Origin of the sequence: Vibrio clamense, assembly GCF_050337905.1 — a bacterium.
Classification (GTDB): Bacteria; Pseudomonadota; Gammaproteobacteria; order Enterobacterales; family Vibrionaceae; genus Vibrio; species Vibrio cortegadensis.
In genome coordinates, this window is sequence record NZ_JAKJTJ010000029.1 from 46222 (window position 1) to 60523 (window position 14302).

Here is a 14302-nt window from a genome sequence, read left to right on the forward strand (position 1 = left end):
TTACATAAGGAAGCACGTACCATGCATTTCACGTGTACTAACCCTAAACCGCTTCAAATAACTGCCCTACTCTTTGATGGAATGCCAACGACATCTATCTCTGGCCCAATAGAAATGTTAACCGTAGCAAGCACTTTAGCGGGAATTCCAACACCTAAAATAAACTACGTTTCAACTTCAGGTAGCGACGTTCAAGCGCTAGGTGGAATTAATTTGTCGCCAAACCGTGAATGGAATGAAGTCTCTCATACCGATATCCTTTTGATCGGATCTTGCGGCGAACCTGAAAAACTACCACTCTTGATTGAGGCTGACATGGGGAATTGGCTCAAGAAGTTAATTAAAGAGACTTCGTATGTTGTTTCATTATGTACCGGAGCTTTTCTTCTCGCTCAGTTGAACTTGCTCAATCATAAAACAGCAACTACGCATTGGGTACACAGCCATTTATTCCGAGAACACTACCCGAAGGTAAAATTACTACCGCATATCAAAATGACTTGTGAAGACAACTTGATCTGTACTTCCAGTGTTGGCGAGTACTATCAAGCTATTATGCTAGTTCTAGACCGCATTTTTGGTTCAAGCCATAAAGAAAAATGTGATCAGTTTTTAAAAGGAGAAGTGACAGAAGAGCAGCAAGTATCTCATTCTTATTTTGTTGAATTTCGTCAGCATAATGATCAACTGATTCATGAACTACAAGATTGGATGCACAGCCAGAATTCTACTCAGTTAAATGTTGTTAAATGCGCAACACAATGCTTTTTGAGTGAACGACAAATGACACGACGCTTTAAGCTAGCAACCGGAGAGGCCCCAATTAATTATATACAAAGGATCCGAATAGCTTTGGCACGCGAGAAACTAAATAAAACCAAACATTCTATAGAGCATATTTGCTATCAAATTGGATACAGTGATACCAACCATTTTCGTTTACTTTTTAAGAAGTATCATAATATGACACCAACTCAATATAGAAAATCAATACAATATTACGAGGATAGCTGCTGTATTTCTTAAACTTATATAAGCCAACAAACGTTAAATAAACTAAATCTGTTAAAATACGTTAAATTGTTACAATGAGTTGGCCAGAAGTTCTGCTCTTGCTAACTCGGTTAATTTAGCAATTCCATTTTTTATGGTGTATTTCAATGAAGTATTATTTTCAAGTAGAAGTTCACCACCAACTTCGACACTCACTAAAGAGCCATTAGATTCGAAATCCATAAACGAGCTATTTATTGCCACAATACGATACTCGACCCTTTCACTAACCAATGCGACTGGGACAAGGGTGTGATATTTTTTAGCTGTTGGTAGCATTATGGTTAGCATATCTTCTGTGAATAAAATCATTTCTTTTCCCTTAATTATTTCAAATTGCTTTGGCTAGAGGGTAGTAATGGCGATGAAGTTGCAATAAGCACTCTTCAAATGATACTAATGAGCGATACTTTTCATCTTCGTTCAGTACACGACTTTGTATTATTGGATAAGTAACACCTCCATCGATCATTAAATTGTCAACCAGATCAAAATCTTCAATTGCCATATTGTTTTGATCTCTATATTCGCCACTCGATACACTAACTTTATTTAGCTTTTCGATATTTCTTTGCAAGAATTGTCGCTCATCATGAGTGTAACCAAGTATCACTTTGCATAAACCTTTTGCCATTCCGACTTCATACACAGTTCCAACATCAGCACTTGCTCCTCTAAATGGGGTTAAATTAGCAATAACGGCATCAGCGGATAGAATGAGAGCTTCATTTGCACTCGATATTTCTAACCCGATAGACTCTTTTGATATGCCATTCATATCAATTTCATTATCGAGAGGATATAAACCTATAAAGCCGTATTTTTCACACAACTCTTTTTTCTTTCTGCCTATTTCAATCGAATCAGTAAGAAAAACCTCTGGACCAGCTAGATATATTTTTTTCATAATATCTCCTTAAATAAAGTGAAGCAATTATGTTTTATTTGTGACAGTTATCAATATTCAACTCGTTAAATAACAACAAGCGCAACCTATATATATCAATGACATAACTTAAAAAACCTATCACATTGTCATATTTACTTAGTAAAGTCGTCTTATTTGCCACTAATATCTAATTTTATCGTCAGAAATAAATATATTCCTACAGATATACCAACCCTATAAATAGGATGTAATGACACGCCAAATCAGACAAAAACAACATCAACAACCGTATAACCCACTGTTTTAAAATAACAAATATGACATTCACCTCACAATATTAAACAGGATTTATATTTAACCCATGGGAAAATTAAGGATAATTAGCACCGTACTAATTAAATATAAATACGAGGGTATATACATGTTGTATTCACAACCAAACACAGAAAATGCTGTAGTTAATTTTAAAGAAAAATACGCAAACTTCATTGATGGGAAGTGGGTTGAACCTATCTTAGGAAATTACTTTACTAATACCTCACCGGTAAATAACGAAGTTATTTGTCAGATCCCAGCATCGACAAAAGAAGATATTGACCTAGCCGTAAACGCAGCGCATACAGCAAAAGCAACTTGGGCGACAACATCTGTTACAGAACGTTCTAATTTACTACTTAAAATCGCAGATCGTATTGAAGCAAACTCAGAAATGCTTGCTGTCGCAGAAACTTGGGACAACGGCAAACCTGTTCGAGAAACGCTTGCGGCTGATATTCCACTAACTGTTGATCATTTCCGCTACTTTGCAGGCTGCATTCGAGCTCAAGAAGGTACTGCAGCCGAACTAGATAACCAAACGGCAACTTACCACTTCCCAGAACCTGTTGGTGTCGTTGGTCAAATTATTCCTTGGAACTTCCCTCTACTAATGGCGGCATGGAAACTGGCTCCAGCGCTTGCTGCTGGCTGCTGTGTTGTATTAAAACCAGCAGAACAGACACCCGCTTCTATTCTGGTATTGATGGAACTATTAGAAGATCTATTACCGGCCGGAGTTGTTAATGTAGTAAACGGCATGGGTTCAGAAGCGGGTCAAGCACTAGCGACTAATGACCGTATTGCAAAAATCGCATTCACAGGCTCAACAGAAGTAGGCCAACACATCCTAAAATGTGCAGCAGAAAGCTTAATACCATCTACAGTTGAATTAGGCGGCAAGTCACCAAACATCTTTATGGAAGATATTTTCGACCACGAGGATAGCTATGTAGATAAGTGCGTTGAAGGCGTTCTTCTTGCTTTCTTCAACCAAGGTGAAGTTTGCACTTGTCCATCACGTTTGCTAATTCAAGAGTCTATTTACGACCGTTTCATGGCTAAATTGCTCGAGCGTATGCAGACGATTAAGCAAGGCAATCCATTAGACACCGACACGCAAGTGGGCTCTCAAGTTTCAGAAGAGCAATTTAATAAGATCCGTGGTTATATTGACCTTGGTCTTGAAGAAGGTGCCGAACTTCTTGTCGGTGGTAAGAGCTCTGCAGACAATGGTTACTTTGTAGAACCAACGATGCTGAAAGGCACCAATGATATGCGCATCTTCCAAGAAGAAATTTTTGGCCCTGTTGTTGCTGTTACTACTTTCAAAACCACAGAAGAAGCACTTCAAATTGCAAATGATAGCGAGTACGGCCTAGGCGCAGGTGTTTGGACCCGCGACAGCAACAAAGCATATAACATGGCTCGCGACATCGAAGCCGGTCGTGTTTGGGTGAATTGCTACCATGCGTACCCAGCACACGCGGCATTCGGTGGCTATAAAAAATCTGGTATTGGTCGTGAGACACATAAAATGATGCTAGATCATTACCAAAACACGAAAAACATGGTGGTAAGCTACAGCGTTAATCCACTTGGTTTCTTTTAAAGAATAAATAACAAGGCCTTTATCGCCAGCAATAAAATTACGGCCTGACTCATTGTCAGGTCAATTATTATAAGTACCAGGAGTCCATATGCTTAAGCGTCTACTGCTAATACTCTTCTTTTCCTTTTCTTCGTTAACTTACTCGTACACTGACTCGGGACTTGATGATGAAGGAAACCCGATTCCTATTAATCAATATGATGTTGTTGGTGATAGGATTCTGGAAGAAAATGTCCCAAAAAAAAGTCGCTTAGTTTGGCAACGTTTTACACAGGTTATCCCGGCACAATACCGAGAAGAAATTCAAGTATTTGAGCCAATAGACGGCAATTATGGCATTGATGGCTCAATCCACGCCATTAGTGATGATAAAAGTATCTGGGTCGTACAACTCGATATCAAAGGTTCAGTATCAGAATACGATCTAGACCGAACAATGATCCACGAGTTCGCTCACCTTCTAACCTTAAGGGCCGACCAGATCCCGCTAGCTGACACTTACGATACAACAATAAAAGAACCTTGCCCAAGCTACGCTTTACCCGACGGCTGCACTGCGCCCTACTCCTATTTAAACCAGTTTGTTTCTCAATTCTGGCAACCTCATCTTCCCGTTTCAAACAGCGAGGTTGATGCGTTAAAACGCCACCAAATGCATATTAATGAATTTATCACCGAGTACGCAGCAACTAATCCAGCAGAAGATATTGCTGAAAGCTTTGCTGAATATGTGCTAGCAGAACAGTTGCCACCGCCAAGTTCAATCGCAAACAAAAAGATTCGCTTTTTTGATCACTATCGAAAACTGCGCCTAATGAGAAAAAACATCAGGTCGAGCGGTAAAATTTAGCCTTTTCACACGACAGTTGCGTAACTAAATTCTTCCCAGAACGGTGCCAATTCTCGCTTGTGAAGAGCTCAGATCGCACAAACTAAAAAGGTTTAAACAATTAGACAATTAGACAATTAGACAATTAGACAATTAGACAATTAGACAATTAGACAATTAGACAATGCGTCATTTTGGTACTCCCACACACATAAATAAATAAATAAATAAATAAATAAATAAATAAATAAGCACATCATAAAATTGTATAATTGTATAATTGTAACAAATTCATTTCTGATACATGCATTTCTTATAATTAGTGTAACCCTAACCACAAATAGGTCCAAAATGCCAAGCATTAATGTCTGATTAGTATGACAAATAATTAGCTAATATCATATAAAATCATGTTTATGACTGCACACTATGGACACGAATAATGATAAAAAAGTCTTTATTTTAGCAATGCTACCACTAGCATCTTTTGCAGATAGTAACGTTACAGGAAATCAATCTCATATAGGATTTGGCTACAAACATACTCATTATAGTGCTGAGTCTATCGCTCCATATACAGATAGAAAATACTCAAATAGCGAAAGTAAAAATCTCGGTGGCTTATATTTATCAGTAAGTGCTAACCTATACAAGAGTTTATATTTTTCCGGTTATACCGATTTTAATACTCGGTTCAGCACTAGCATTAACAAATGGCAAGTCGGTCTCGGGCTCTCACTACTTAAAACACCACTTTTATCTGTACCATTTTCATGTGGTGTTGTTAACAATCGAACAGAAAGTGACTATGCTCCCAATCATACTGACGAAGGTGCCTATTGCTCAACAGGTATTAATACTCAAGTTGCGAAACATTGGGCCTTAGGCCTTATTTATCAACATGATTTCATTGATATACCAAAAAACACTTTCACTATAAAAAATACATTTCAATTTGGCTCCGTATTTGGAATTACTGCAGGTATAGATTTTGCGACACGAAAAAAAAAGGAAACTGGTCTTAGCTTAGGACTACAGTTTTCATTCTAATAATTATCTATTAATCACATATAAACCTTAAAGAGTATTAAATGAATAAAATATTTGCTGTACTAACCATAGCTGCTTTCACATCTTGCTCCGCTCTTGCTGCTAATAATAAATCAAATTTCTATGTTGGACTTGATTATGCACAATCCGACTTTCCAGAAATTGCGTTAGCAACCAAAACAGAAAGCTCGGGATATGCAATACAACTTGGCTATCAACTTCCTTCATCAGGTAATTGGACTAATGCATTCGAAATTGAATACATTAATGCGGGGAGTGCAAAGTATAACTTTGATGACACAGCTCTTGGTATTAAGGGCTCTGGAGAGCTCGATCTAACAGCTATAAACCTAAGCTATAAACCTAAGCTTTACTTAGGCCGTTTTTTCATCGGAGGACAGGTGGGATATGCTAGTTTATCAGCTTCTGGCAAAGCCAATTATACAGTTATGGGCAATACAAAAAGTGTCGATCTTGCCGACCAAGTGGATTCAGGGCTCACCTTAGGTGGAGAGGTTGGTATGTTAATTACAGACCAGTTATTATTAAAAGGGGGGTATAGAATCATAGAATCTGATACTAGTACTCTGTATGCGGGGCTTGCACTTAACTTCTAGATTATTACGCCGATACTAAGTTTTATCTCAGTAGTAACGTATGCATTCATCAATATTGATATGATAATACTTTGCAATATTTCTGTGCCGCATGCGACATAAAAGTGTTGCAATAAATAGTAGATTTTATCACAAAGATAAGATACATCATTTTTTACATAAAATAATAAGCAAAAAAGATCAGTCAAGCTAGTTTATCGGTAGAACCATCCGGCTTTTCAACCGCGACAATTTCCCCTGACTGATCTTTGACGAACGGTGATTGTCTTATTGGTTAAATCAAGCCACCCCACATCACTCCAACGATTTTACCAGTACGAATCCCCTTGTAATTAAAGTAAAACAATAAGGTAGACGCGCATCGCTGTCTTTGAGCTAATGAATCTCGCAAAACATCATTTTGATCGTAAGCGCGCCATAAACCCCTCATTCTAATCATCCGACACGAATAATAAGATCAACTATCTAATCCAAAGGAGAGTTGAAATGGCAAAACGACGCACCAACCTAGAATGGCAAGCACTCTTTAAACAATTGAGAGCAGCAATATACCCATCGAGTTTTTTGCGAATAATATAGACTGAGTTTATCCATGCTCTTTGCAAAGCAACGTCAACTCCAAAAGGCAGACCAATCTGAGTCTGTGGCATTTGTTAGAGCCAAAATCATCGGAAAGACAACAAAATATCAGGCCCAGATAGCAACGGCTAACATGACACTTCTCGTGAATGATGTGGATCTGAGTATTTCTCAAGGCACGCCAGCAGCCTATCTTGCTTAACTCATTGGAGCGTTGTCATGAAACGCATGCTCAGTGCTCCAGAGATTTACCTTTATCGTAAAAGCGTCGATTTTAGAAAGTCCATCAACTAGCTTGCGGCGATTATCGAAAGTGACACGGACTTGCCTCTTGGCCGCGGTGCTCTATTCCTGTTTACCAATAAACAGCACGATAAGATCAAGATGTGGTACTGGGATAAAACAGGCTTCGCCCTCTGGTATAAGCACCACGAAAAAGCCAAATATTAATGGCCTTCAAAAGATAAAAATGAGGTGTTTACCCTGGCTCAATTCGAACTTGATAGACTTCTTCTTGACTTTACATTTATCGGCCATAAACCCGTTAGAATAAACTATTTTACAATGAGTTAATCGAGAATAAAGCCTTATTCACCAAGCGTTAACGGCACAATTTTAGTGTGAAAAAGACGGGAAATATCAACCCAGAAAGTTAAAATATTGCCGAGCTACAAGCGATGGAGAATGCACTGCTGCTCTCGCAGGTGCAAAAGGAATCACAATGCTCTTGCTGGAATAAGTCCGTTCTAAATATGCGTGCCGCGAGTGCGAGAAAACAAAAGACAATAAGCCGCATCGTTCAAAAGCCAGCCCCATATAGTTTTATCCCTAAGAGCTTCGCAACAGAAAGCTTGCTTGCCAATATCATCCTTGGCAAATACCACAACTTTATCGCCAAGAATCGCTATTTACTCAATCGGGTATAGATCTATCACGCACCACAATGGCAAGGTGGGTCATCCACAAGTCAGCGAGAAGTTCACCACGTTGTATGCCGCCTTGAAAGAACATCTACATCAACAAGTGGTGGTTCGGCGGATAAAACGCAGCTCAATGTGCTCAAGGCAGAGAAACATTGTTATATGTGGCTTTATTGCTCGGGAGCTTACTCGCCCGAAGCTGTACTACCGAATGTGAAAGTATCGCCTTGTACGACTATCAAAACAGTCGCGCGAGTGCGGGCCCTATTGCCTTTTTAGGTGACGACAACGGTTAAATACAAACCAATGGATACGCTGCTTATGAAGGCTCGGCGTAAGTTCATGGGTGCTAAAAAATGTAAGTTGGGCAAGGCCGATAAGACGCTGTCTAAAGTCCAAAAACTCTACGAGATAGAATCTCACTTAAAAGGTGCCTGCCGAAGGACGAAAAGCAGAGCGTAAAGCGTATGCCAAGCAGATACTGGATGGGCTTTACCAATAGATGAAGTCCCAGAAAGTGATAGGCTCTAACCAACTAGGCAAAGCGATAAAATACACGCTCAGGCAGTGGCCTAAACTCATTCGTTATATCGACGATGGTCATTTATCTATCGATAATAATCGCGCTAAACGCACAATTAAACCACTGGTCATTGGACGAAAAAATTGGTTATTCTCACTAATACACCAAACGGTGCTGATGTGAGCGCAATGCTTTACAGCATCATCCAGACCGCGAGAGCCAAAGGTATTATCCTCTACGACTACATGGTCAAGTGCATGAAAGAGTTGGTGAAAGCAGAGCCTGATATCGGCGTACTCCTACCTTGGAACTTCAAACACTAGTTATGTCGCCCCGTGGGTTTATGGGGGTTTACCTTCGTTTCAGCTAAATCCTTTGCTCCAAATTCAACGTAATTTAGAGTTTCATGAATATTCATCTATTACTCCATTAATATTTATGATCGAAAAATCCATGCGCAAACCAATGCTTATTATGAGCATTTACATAATTTTAATTGATTCCAATTAGGAATAGAACAATTTCTTACGTTTCGTTTATCCACCGTTTTAATCACTTGTACTATCTAATCCAACGATACAGAACAGACATGAGGCGAGCTATGAAATTTATCTGTAAGAGCTGCGGTAAAGAATACCCACCTATACCTGAATTAATTAGATGCACTTGTGGCTCAGCCCTTTGGGTTAAGCCTGAGTTTTCTTTTAATAAGAGTAACTTGATTAAGAATGAACTATCAATATGGCGATATTCCAAAGCTTTCCCAGTAAAAAAACATGAAGTTCAGGCTTCTTTTAATGAAGTCATTACACCACTGGCTGATGCCGAAATATCTGGTATTCCGATTCTTGCAAAAATGGATTCATTACAACCAACTGGGTCATTTAAAGATCGAGGGGCTGCTATGGTCATCAATTACCTGAAAAAACAAGGAATAGGTAGCATTGCTGAGGATTCTAGTGGCAATGGTGGCAGTGCCTATGCTGGGTACGCAGCTAAAGCAAAAATCAATTGCAACATATTTGTACCCGCAGGGACATCATTAGGAAAAACCATACAAACCAGAATGTACGGTGCTAACTGTATTGAAATTGAGGGGACTAGGGAAGATGTTGCCTTAGCAGCAATGAATAGCTCTAAAACACACGGAAGTTGCTACGTAGGACATAATTGGCATCCATTATTTATTGAAGGTGTAAAATCTATTGCCTATGAAATCTGGGAGCAATGTGGTTATAAAGCTCCAGACAATTTTGTGGCACCAGCAGGTAATGGTAGCCTGCTCGCGGGGGCATACCTTGGTTTCTCAGAGCTATTAAAAGCTAGGGAAATAAACAAGCTACCTCGCATCTTTGGAATTCAAAGTGAAGGTATTCAACCGTTTGTTCAAGTCTTTAATGGTAAAGATATCGAGATAACATCATTAAAGACTATAGCTGAAGGTATCAAGATCCAGCATTCATCTCACCTGACAGAAGTCATTGATTTTGTTCGACAGTCTAATGGCAGTTTCATTAGTGTTAATGAACAACAAATCCAATCAGCATTAGAAGAAATGGGGCAGCAAGGATTTTTTATCGAGCCTACATCGGCAACTGCGTTTGCGGGTATAGCTCGACTTTTAGAAACAGGAGAGATTGGCGCAAAAGACTTAACAGTTGGTGTGATAACTGGAAATGGTCTCAAAGCGACGAACTCTATTCAGCAACTATTCAGTAGATTAACCAATTGAGGGCATTAACGATGAGGTATATACAAACCAATAATGCCCTGAAACCTGCAGGGCACTACTCTCAGGCGATTGTTTGTAATAATTTAGCTTACGTTTCAGGCCAGCTACCAATCAGTCCAGATACTGGGAGGAAAGTTACTGGAGATGTTGAACAACAAGCTCGCAGGATCTTAGATAATTTGGCGATTATTCTTGAAGACGCAGGTTCGAATCTTGATAAGGTTCTAAAACTCGTTATCTATATTTCAGATGTCCATATGTGGGATACCGTTAATAGTGTTTGTGGCGAGTACTTTACAAGTCATAAACCAGTACGGACAATCGTGCCTACCAGAGAGCTTCATTTTGGGCTCAAAATAGAAATAGATTGTATAGCTCTATGTGAGTAGAACACTTTTATCTCTATAGCGACACTTCAGATATAGCGTTTATGACTTTCTTAATGCGTTCTAATCGAAAGTTGTTTTGCCGTACACAGATGTAAATTGGCCTATATAGTGGGCTGAGCTCATCATACATGTATAAATGACGTTCTTCTATACTCAGTGCTTTTACTACTGAGAGTGGTACAAGGGCAGCCGCAGCTCCTTGCAATGCCAGGTGAGCTGCGGCTGTATACGAGTCTAGTTCCAACACGGGACGTATTTTCAATTCTTCCAAGATAGCTGACTGGTAGGTGTTTGCGCTATTAGTGAGATCTGTTGCGATTAACATTTCTGGTAACTCTTTTAAAGGCACGCTGCTGACGATATAAAATGGTTCATCGAAAAGATGAATACTTAACAAGCCATGACCTGAAGGTAAGTATCCCGCACATAAACCAAGGAAGGCTTTTCCCGACTTAACATTTTCAACGATTCGGGGTGTATGGCTTGTCGTTATAGTTAAGTTAGGATCATCACGAAAGCAACGAGTCAAAGCAAAACTAAAATAACCAGAGACAAGAGTTTCTGAACAGTCTATACGCAGTTGAGTGTTATCGGCTAACACCTGCTGCTGTTCATATATAAGACCACATAACTCGCTAAAGGTTGGGCTAATGTTCTCAATCAACGTTTTAGCATCTGCCGTTAGAACAACGTAACGCCCATATGGCTCTATTAATTTTTTCCCCAGCCGTTTTTCTAATTTAGCAATACGCTTACTGACGGCGGATTGACTAAGATACAGTACGCTTCCTGTGCGGCTCATCGTTTTTTCTTTACTAAGTACCAGAAGCGTTTCAATACCTTCAAGCAACATATATTTACCAATGAAAAAATGGAATGATTACGTCAGTCTATTCTTTTTTGTTATAGGTTGCAAAGTAGGTTGTGCGAGCATAATAATGCACCTCTAAGGATAGAGTTCAAAACACTATCTTGCTCAGTTTTGGGAGATTCCGAACACTAACGATTTTTCTGGCATAATGACTCCTAAAATTTATAACGCCCAATTAAGGTACGACACTTACGCATTCTTAACGTATTTGGCCGTTACAAACATTTCGCCAGCACCATCAAGCTTACAATCCAATTGATGCTCCTTACCTTCCACAACCCGCTTTATTATACCTTTTGTGCCAATTTTAAGGTTCTGAGAACTACCTTTAACTTTGAGATCTTTCACCAATGTGATTTTATCGCCTTGCCCCAACTAATTTCCATTAACATCATGAACTGTGAATTGATTTTCAGCCTCTTCAACTGGGTTCCATTCATAGGCACATTCGGGACAAACAATATGTGTTTGATCTTGATAAACAAATTCATATTGGCAATTTGTGCAAGGAGGAAATGACATTAGTTATGACTTCTATTAATTGATTTAACTTATATTTTAATGATTTATTCCGTTTAAATGACTTGTTATACGAATTTAACGGCTAACGCCATTTTTCTTTGGTTTTTTCACCACGCACTATTTGGTAAATAGCGATATTTTCTTGGCTCAAAAGTCTTACTGTTTCTGGTATACATTGAATAGGCATTGTTACCTCATACCCAAACTCTAAATGTAAAATAAGTTTTGAATGAAGCTCTCCGACAAATGCACTAAGAACACCTAAACCTACTTCTTGGTATTCCCCTATCTCAAAATAAAATTTATACATGTCTTCACTGTAATCTCTTAACGTTCCACTTTGCATAACTAACTCTCTACATTGATTACATATTTATGAAACATATCGATCCGTATAACGCCCTGTTAAGTTGATGAGATGGTCTCCCCCTACCACTTCACATCACTATGGAAGCATGCTCCGGCGCTCAGTACTGGGCTCGTGAGTTTTCAAAATTCGGACATACCATTTTGCTTTATGCCCGGCAACATGTGAAAAGCCAAAGGCGTAAACAAAAAAATGACTACAACGATGCTGAAGCCATCGCTGAAGTCGCTCTCTATCAAAGACCTCACCCCGTTCCTCATAAATCGGTCGAGCAACAAGACATTCAATCACTCATTCGAATGCGTCGACTCATGGTTACCGAACGTACCCGGCTCATTAATCAAGTACGCGGACTAATAGCTGAATACGGCATCATCATGCCACAAGGCAAAGCAACATTCAGAAAGGCTATTCCCGAAATACTCGAAGACGTCGAAAACCAACTCTCTCCTATTTTGCGAGAGCTGTTACCCCACCAATATGAACGGTACCTATACATCGATGAACAGATTCAATGGTTCGATAACAAACTCAACCAAACCATTAAACAATTCGACAACGCAAAACGGCTTATGTCCATTCCTGGGTTTGGACCACTCACGAGTCAAGCCGTCGCCGTATGGCTCGGCTCTGGACTCCGGTTCAAAACAGGAAGAGATGCATCTGCAGCTATGGGGCTTGTACCGAAACAAGACACCAGCGGCGACAAGACCATACTTCTTGGCATTACAAAACGGGGCAACACTTACATCCGCTCCTTGCTCGTTCATGGAGCAAGAGCTGCATTAAGGCGTGCTAAGTTCAAATCCGACAACCTCAGTAAATGGATGCTAGAACTCCAAGAGCGACGAGGGCCAAACCGTGCTGCGGTGGCTTTAGCAAACAAACTCATGCGCATAGCATGGGCCGTCATAACCAAAAACGAAGAATATCAACCAGCATAAAACATACATCAACAACCCTTTGCAAAGTACGTAGTGAGATAAATAACAGGATAAATCCTACACGTTGAAAACCTTGTGCTCACACTGGCTTTTAAAGTCGATAAGTTGATTAGGACTTCGTGTTCGACTGCCTCATCTTGGCCAAGGCAATAGCCGCTTAAACAGGCCGTATATATGGTAGTTAACCTGCGCTTTTAATCATGCTACTGGCTTGTAAAACCGGGGGAGACCATATAGGTGAGCAACGCAGCCACCTAACTCAAAATATTGTGCCATAAACGCTTAACCCAAATTTAGAGCTGAAGCTGGCGAGCGTTGGGAATCACTCTTAAACGTTTTGTTCGAATTTGTTTGTGCTCTATGCCAAATTTTCCGCTTCTTTTTTATTAAAATTGAAGTTACCACCATTTATAATTTCATTATACACATACTCATACGCATTAATTTTATCAGTTAGCTTATTAAACTCACGATGATAATGTTCATTAAGTAGGTAATCACCATCTGAGTTACGCAACACATATGTAGAAATTGTCTGCTCTATCATGCTTTCGAACATAAACCTATACATCTGAGTCCAATCACTACTATGAGCATCACCTAAATAAGTTCTGACTTCAAACAGTGCTCCTTCTTTTACAAAACCTAGAACTGTTATTTTCTTGACTGATTCTTTGTTATCAAAAGGAAACAAAAATTCAAACTCATCAAATGCAGATTTCAGATCTTTCAGCGGTACACCATCAGAAAGCTTATCTTTCACTATACTTCCTAATACAGAGCATCGAATAGCCCCCATAACACGCTCTCTAACTGCGATTTTTTGTTGCTTAAAGTTCTGAGCAGAAGAAATATACTCTAGATCCTGAGATATTGCTTTCGTCATATCTAGATAGAATGACCGCTTTTCCTCTTCGACTATGCTTTTTTCAGGTGACGAAAAATGAATAAGTCCCAATTGAAAAAGCTCATGCGATATATCTTGAATTCCTACATTCGTAAGACTTTCTAATTTTGCTTTAGAAATCTTGACGTTCAGAATTTTCCTCAAAAATTTCATAGATACCTCTAAATTCTAACGCCGCGTTCT

At 39.3% G+C, this 14302-nt stretch carries 13 protein-coding genes and 4 pseudogenes; 11 read left to right on the forward strand and 6 right to left on the reverse strand.

The features are described 5' to 3' along the window. The first annotated feature begins 21 nt into the window (after positions 1–21). Positions 22–1026: a GlxA family transcriptional regulator gene (locus L4C39_RS16455; RefSeq protein WP_017051763.1), complete on the forward strand. Its 1005-nt coding sequence runs from the start codon at positions 22–24 to the stop codon at positions 1024–1026. 57 nt (positions 1027–1083) lie between these two features. Here the strand turns inward: L4C39_RS16455 and L4C39_RS16460 are convergent, their stop codons facing one another. Further along, entirely contained in the window at positions 1084–1365 is a 282-nt protein-coding gene (locus L4C39_RS16460; protein WP_371731224.1) for a hypothetical protein, read from the reverse strand. Positions 1366–1384: 19 nt separating this feature from the next. Then, entirely contained in the window at positions 1385–1960 is a 576-nt protein-coding gene (locus tag L4C39_RS16465) for a nucleoside 2-deoxyribosyltransferase (protein WP_017051761.1), read from the reverse strand. 403 nt (positions 1961–2363) lie between these two features. Between L4C39_RS16465 and L4C39_RS16470 the strand changes: the two genes are divergently transcribed. The 9 genes and pseudogenes from L4C39_RS16470 (at position 2364) to L4C39_RS16510 (ending at position 10508) form a co-directional block, all read left to right on the forward strand. After that, complete coding sequence (locus tag L4C39_RS16470; RefSeq protein WP_429746983.1) at positions 2364–3869, forward strand: aldehyde dehydrogenase family protein; 1506 nt, start codon at positions 2364–2366, stop codon at positions 3867–3869. Positions 3870–3957: 88 nt separating this feature from the next. After that, positions 3958–4719, forward strand: coding sequence for a zinc-binding metallopeptidase (locus L4C39_RS16475; RefSeq protein WP_429746985.1), 762 nt, complete (start codon positions 3958–3960; stop codon positions 4717–4719). 408 nt (positions 4720–5127) lie between these two features. Further along, positions 5128–5748, forward strand: a complete 621-nt coding sequence (locus L4C39_RS16480) for a hypothetical protein (protein ID WP_429746987.1) — start codon at positions 5128–5130, stop codon at positions 5746–5748. 41 nt (positions 5749–5789) lie between these two features. Next, positions 5790–6365: an outer membrane beta-barrel protein gene (locus L4C39_RS16485; RefSeq protein ID WP_429746989.1), complete on the forward strand. Its 576-nt coding sequence runs from the start codon at positions 5790–5792 to the stop codon at positions 6363–6365. A gap of 486 nt (positions 6366–6851) precedes the next feature. Next, positions 6852–7146 (forward strand): annotated as a pseudogene (locus L4C39_RS16490) (IS66 family insertion sequence element accessory protein TnpA). Between the two features lie 104 nt (positions 7147–7250). Further along, positions 7251–7394 carry an IS66 family insertion sequence element accessory protein TnpB gene (gene tnpB / locus L4C39_RS16495; protein WP_367613446.1) on the forward strand — a complete coding sequence of 48 codons (144 nt, stop codon included), beginning with the start codon at positions 7251–7253 and terminating at the stop codon, positions 7392–7394. Between the two features lie 289 nt (positions 7395–7683). Then, a pseudogene (tnpC, locus tag L4C39_RS16500) lies at positions 7684–8710 on the forward strand (IS66 family transposase); the annotation flags it as partial. Positions 8711–8988: 278 nt separating this feature from the next. Further along, positions 8989–10119, forward strand: a complete 1131-nt coding sequence (locus L4C39_RS16505; protein WP_171757474.1) for a threonine synthase — start codon at positions 8989–8991, stop codon at positions 10117–10119. Between the two features lie 11 nt (positions 10120–10130). Next, entirely contained in the window at positions 10131–10508 is a 378-nt protein-coding gene (locus tag L4C39_RS16510; RefSeq protein ID WP_017052214.1) for a RidA family protein, read from the forward strand. Positions 10509–10521: 13 nt separating this feature from the next. Here the strand turns inward: L4C39_RS16510 and L4C39_RS16515 are convergent, their stop codons facing one another. The 3 genes and pseudogenes from L4C39_RS16515 to L4C39_RS16525 all read right to left on the reverse strand — a co-directional run bounded on the left by L4C39_RS16515 (position 10522) and on the right by L4C39_RS16525 (position 12247). Beyond that, the gene (locus tag L4C39_RS16515; protein WP_429746991.1) at positions 10522–11361 is read right to left on the reverse strand and encodes a LysR family transcriptional regulator; all 840 of its coding nucleotides are present in this window, start codon (positions 11359–11361) and stop codon (positions 10522–10524) included. 207 nt (positions 11362–11568) lie between these two features. Beyond that, positions 11569–11901 (reverse strand): annotated as a pseudogene (locus L4C39_RS16520) (zinc ribbon domain-containing protein YjdM). Positions 11902–11983: 82 nt separating this feature from the next. Further along, on the reverse strand, positions 11984–12247 hold the full coding sequence (locus L4C39_RS16525) for a hypothetical protein (RefSeq protein ID WP_017052210.1): 264 nt from the start codon (positions 12245–12247) through the stop codon (positions 11984–11986). An 86-nt stretch (positions 12248–12333) separates the two neighbouring features. On the opposite strand from L4C39_RS16525, the pseudogene L4C39_RS16530 reads away from it, so the two are divergent. After that, a pseudogene (locus L4C39_RS16530) lies at positions 12334–13212 on the forward strand (IS110 family RNA-guided transposase); the annotation flags it as partial. Between the two features lie 358 nt (positions 13213–13570). Here the strand turns inward: L4C39_RS16530 and L4C39_RS16535 are convergent. After that, on the reverse strand, positions 13571–14272 hold the full coding sequence (locus L4C39_RS16535; RefSeq protein ID WP_429746993.1) for a hypothetical protein: 702 nt from the start codon (positions 14270–14272) through the stop codon (positions 13571–13573). Positions 14273–14302: the final 30 nt, after the last annotated feature.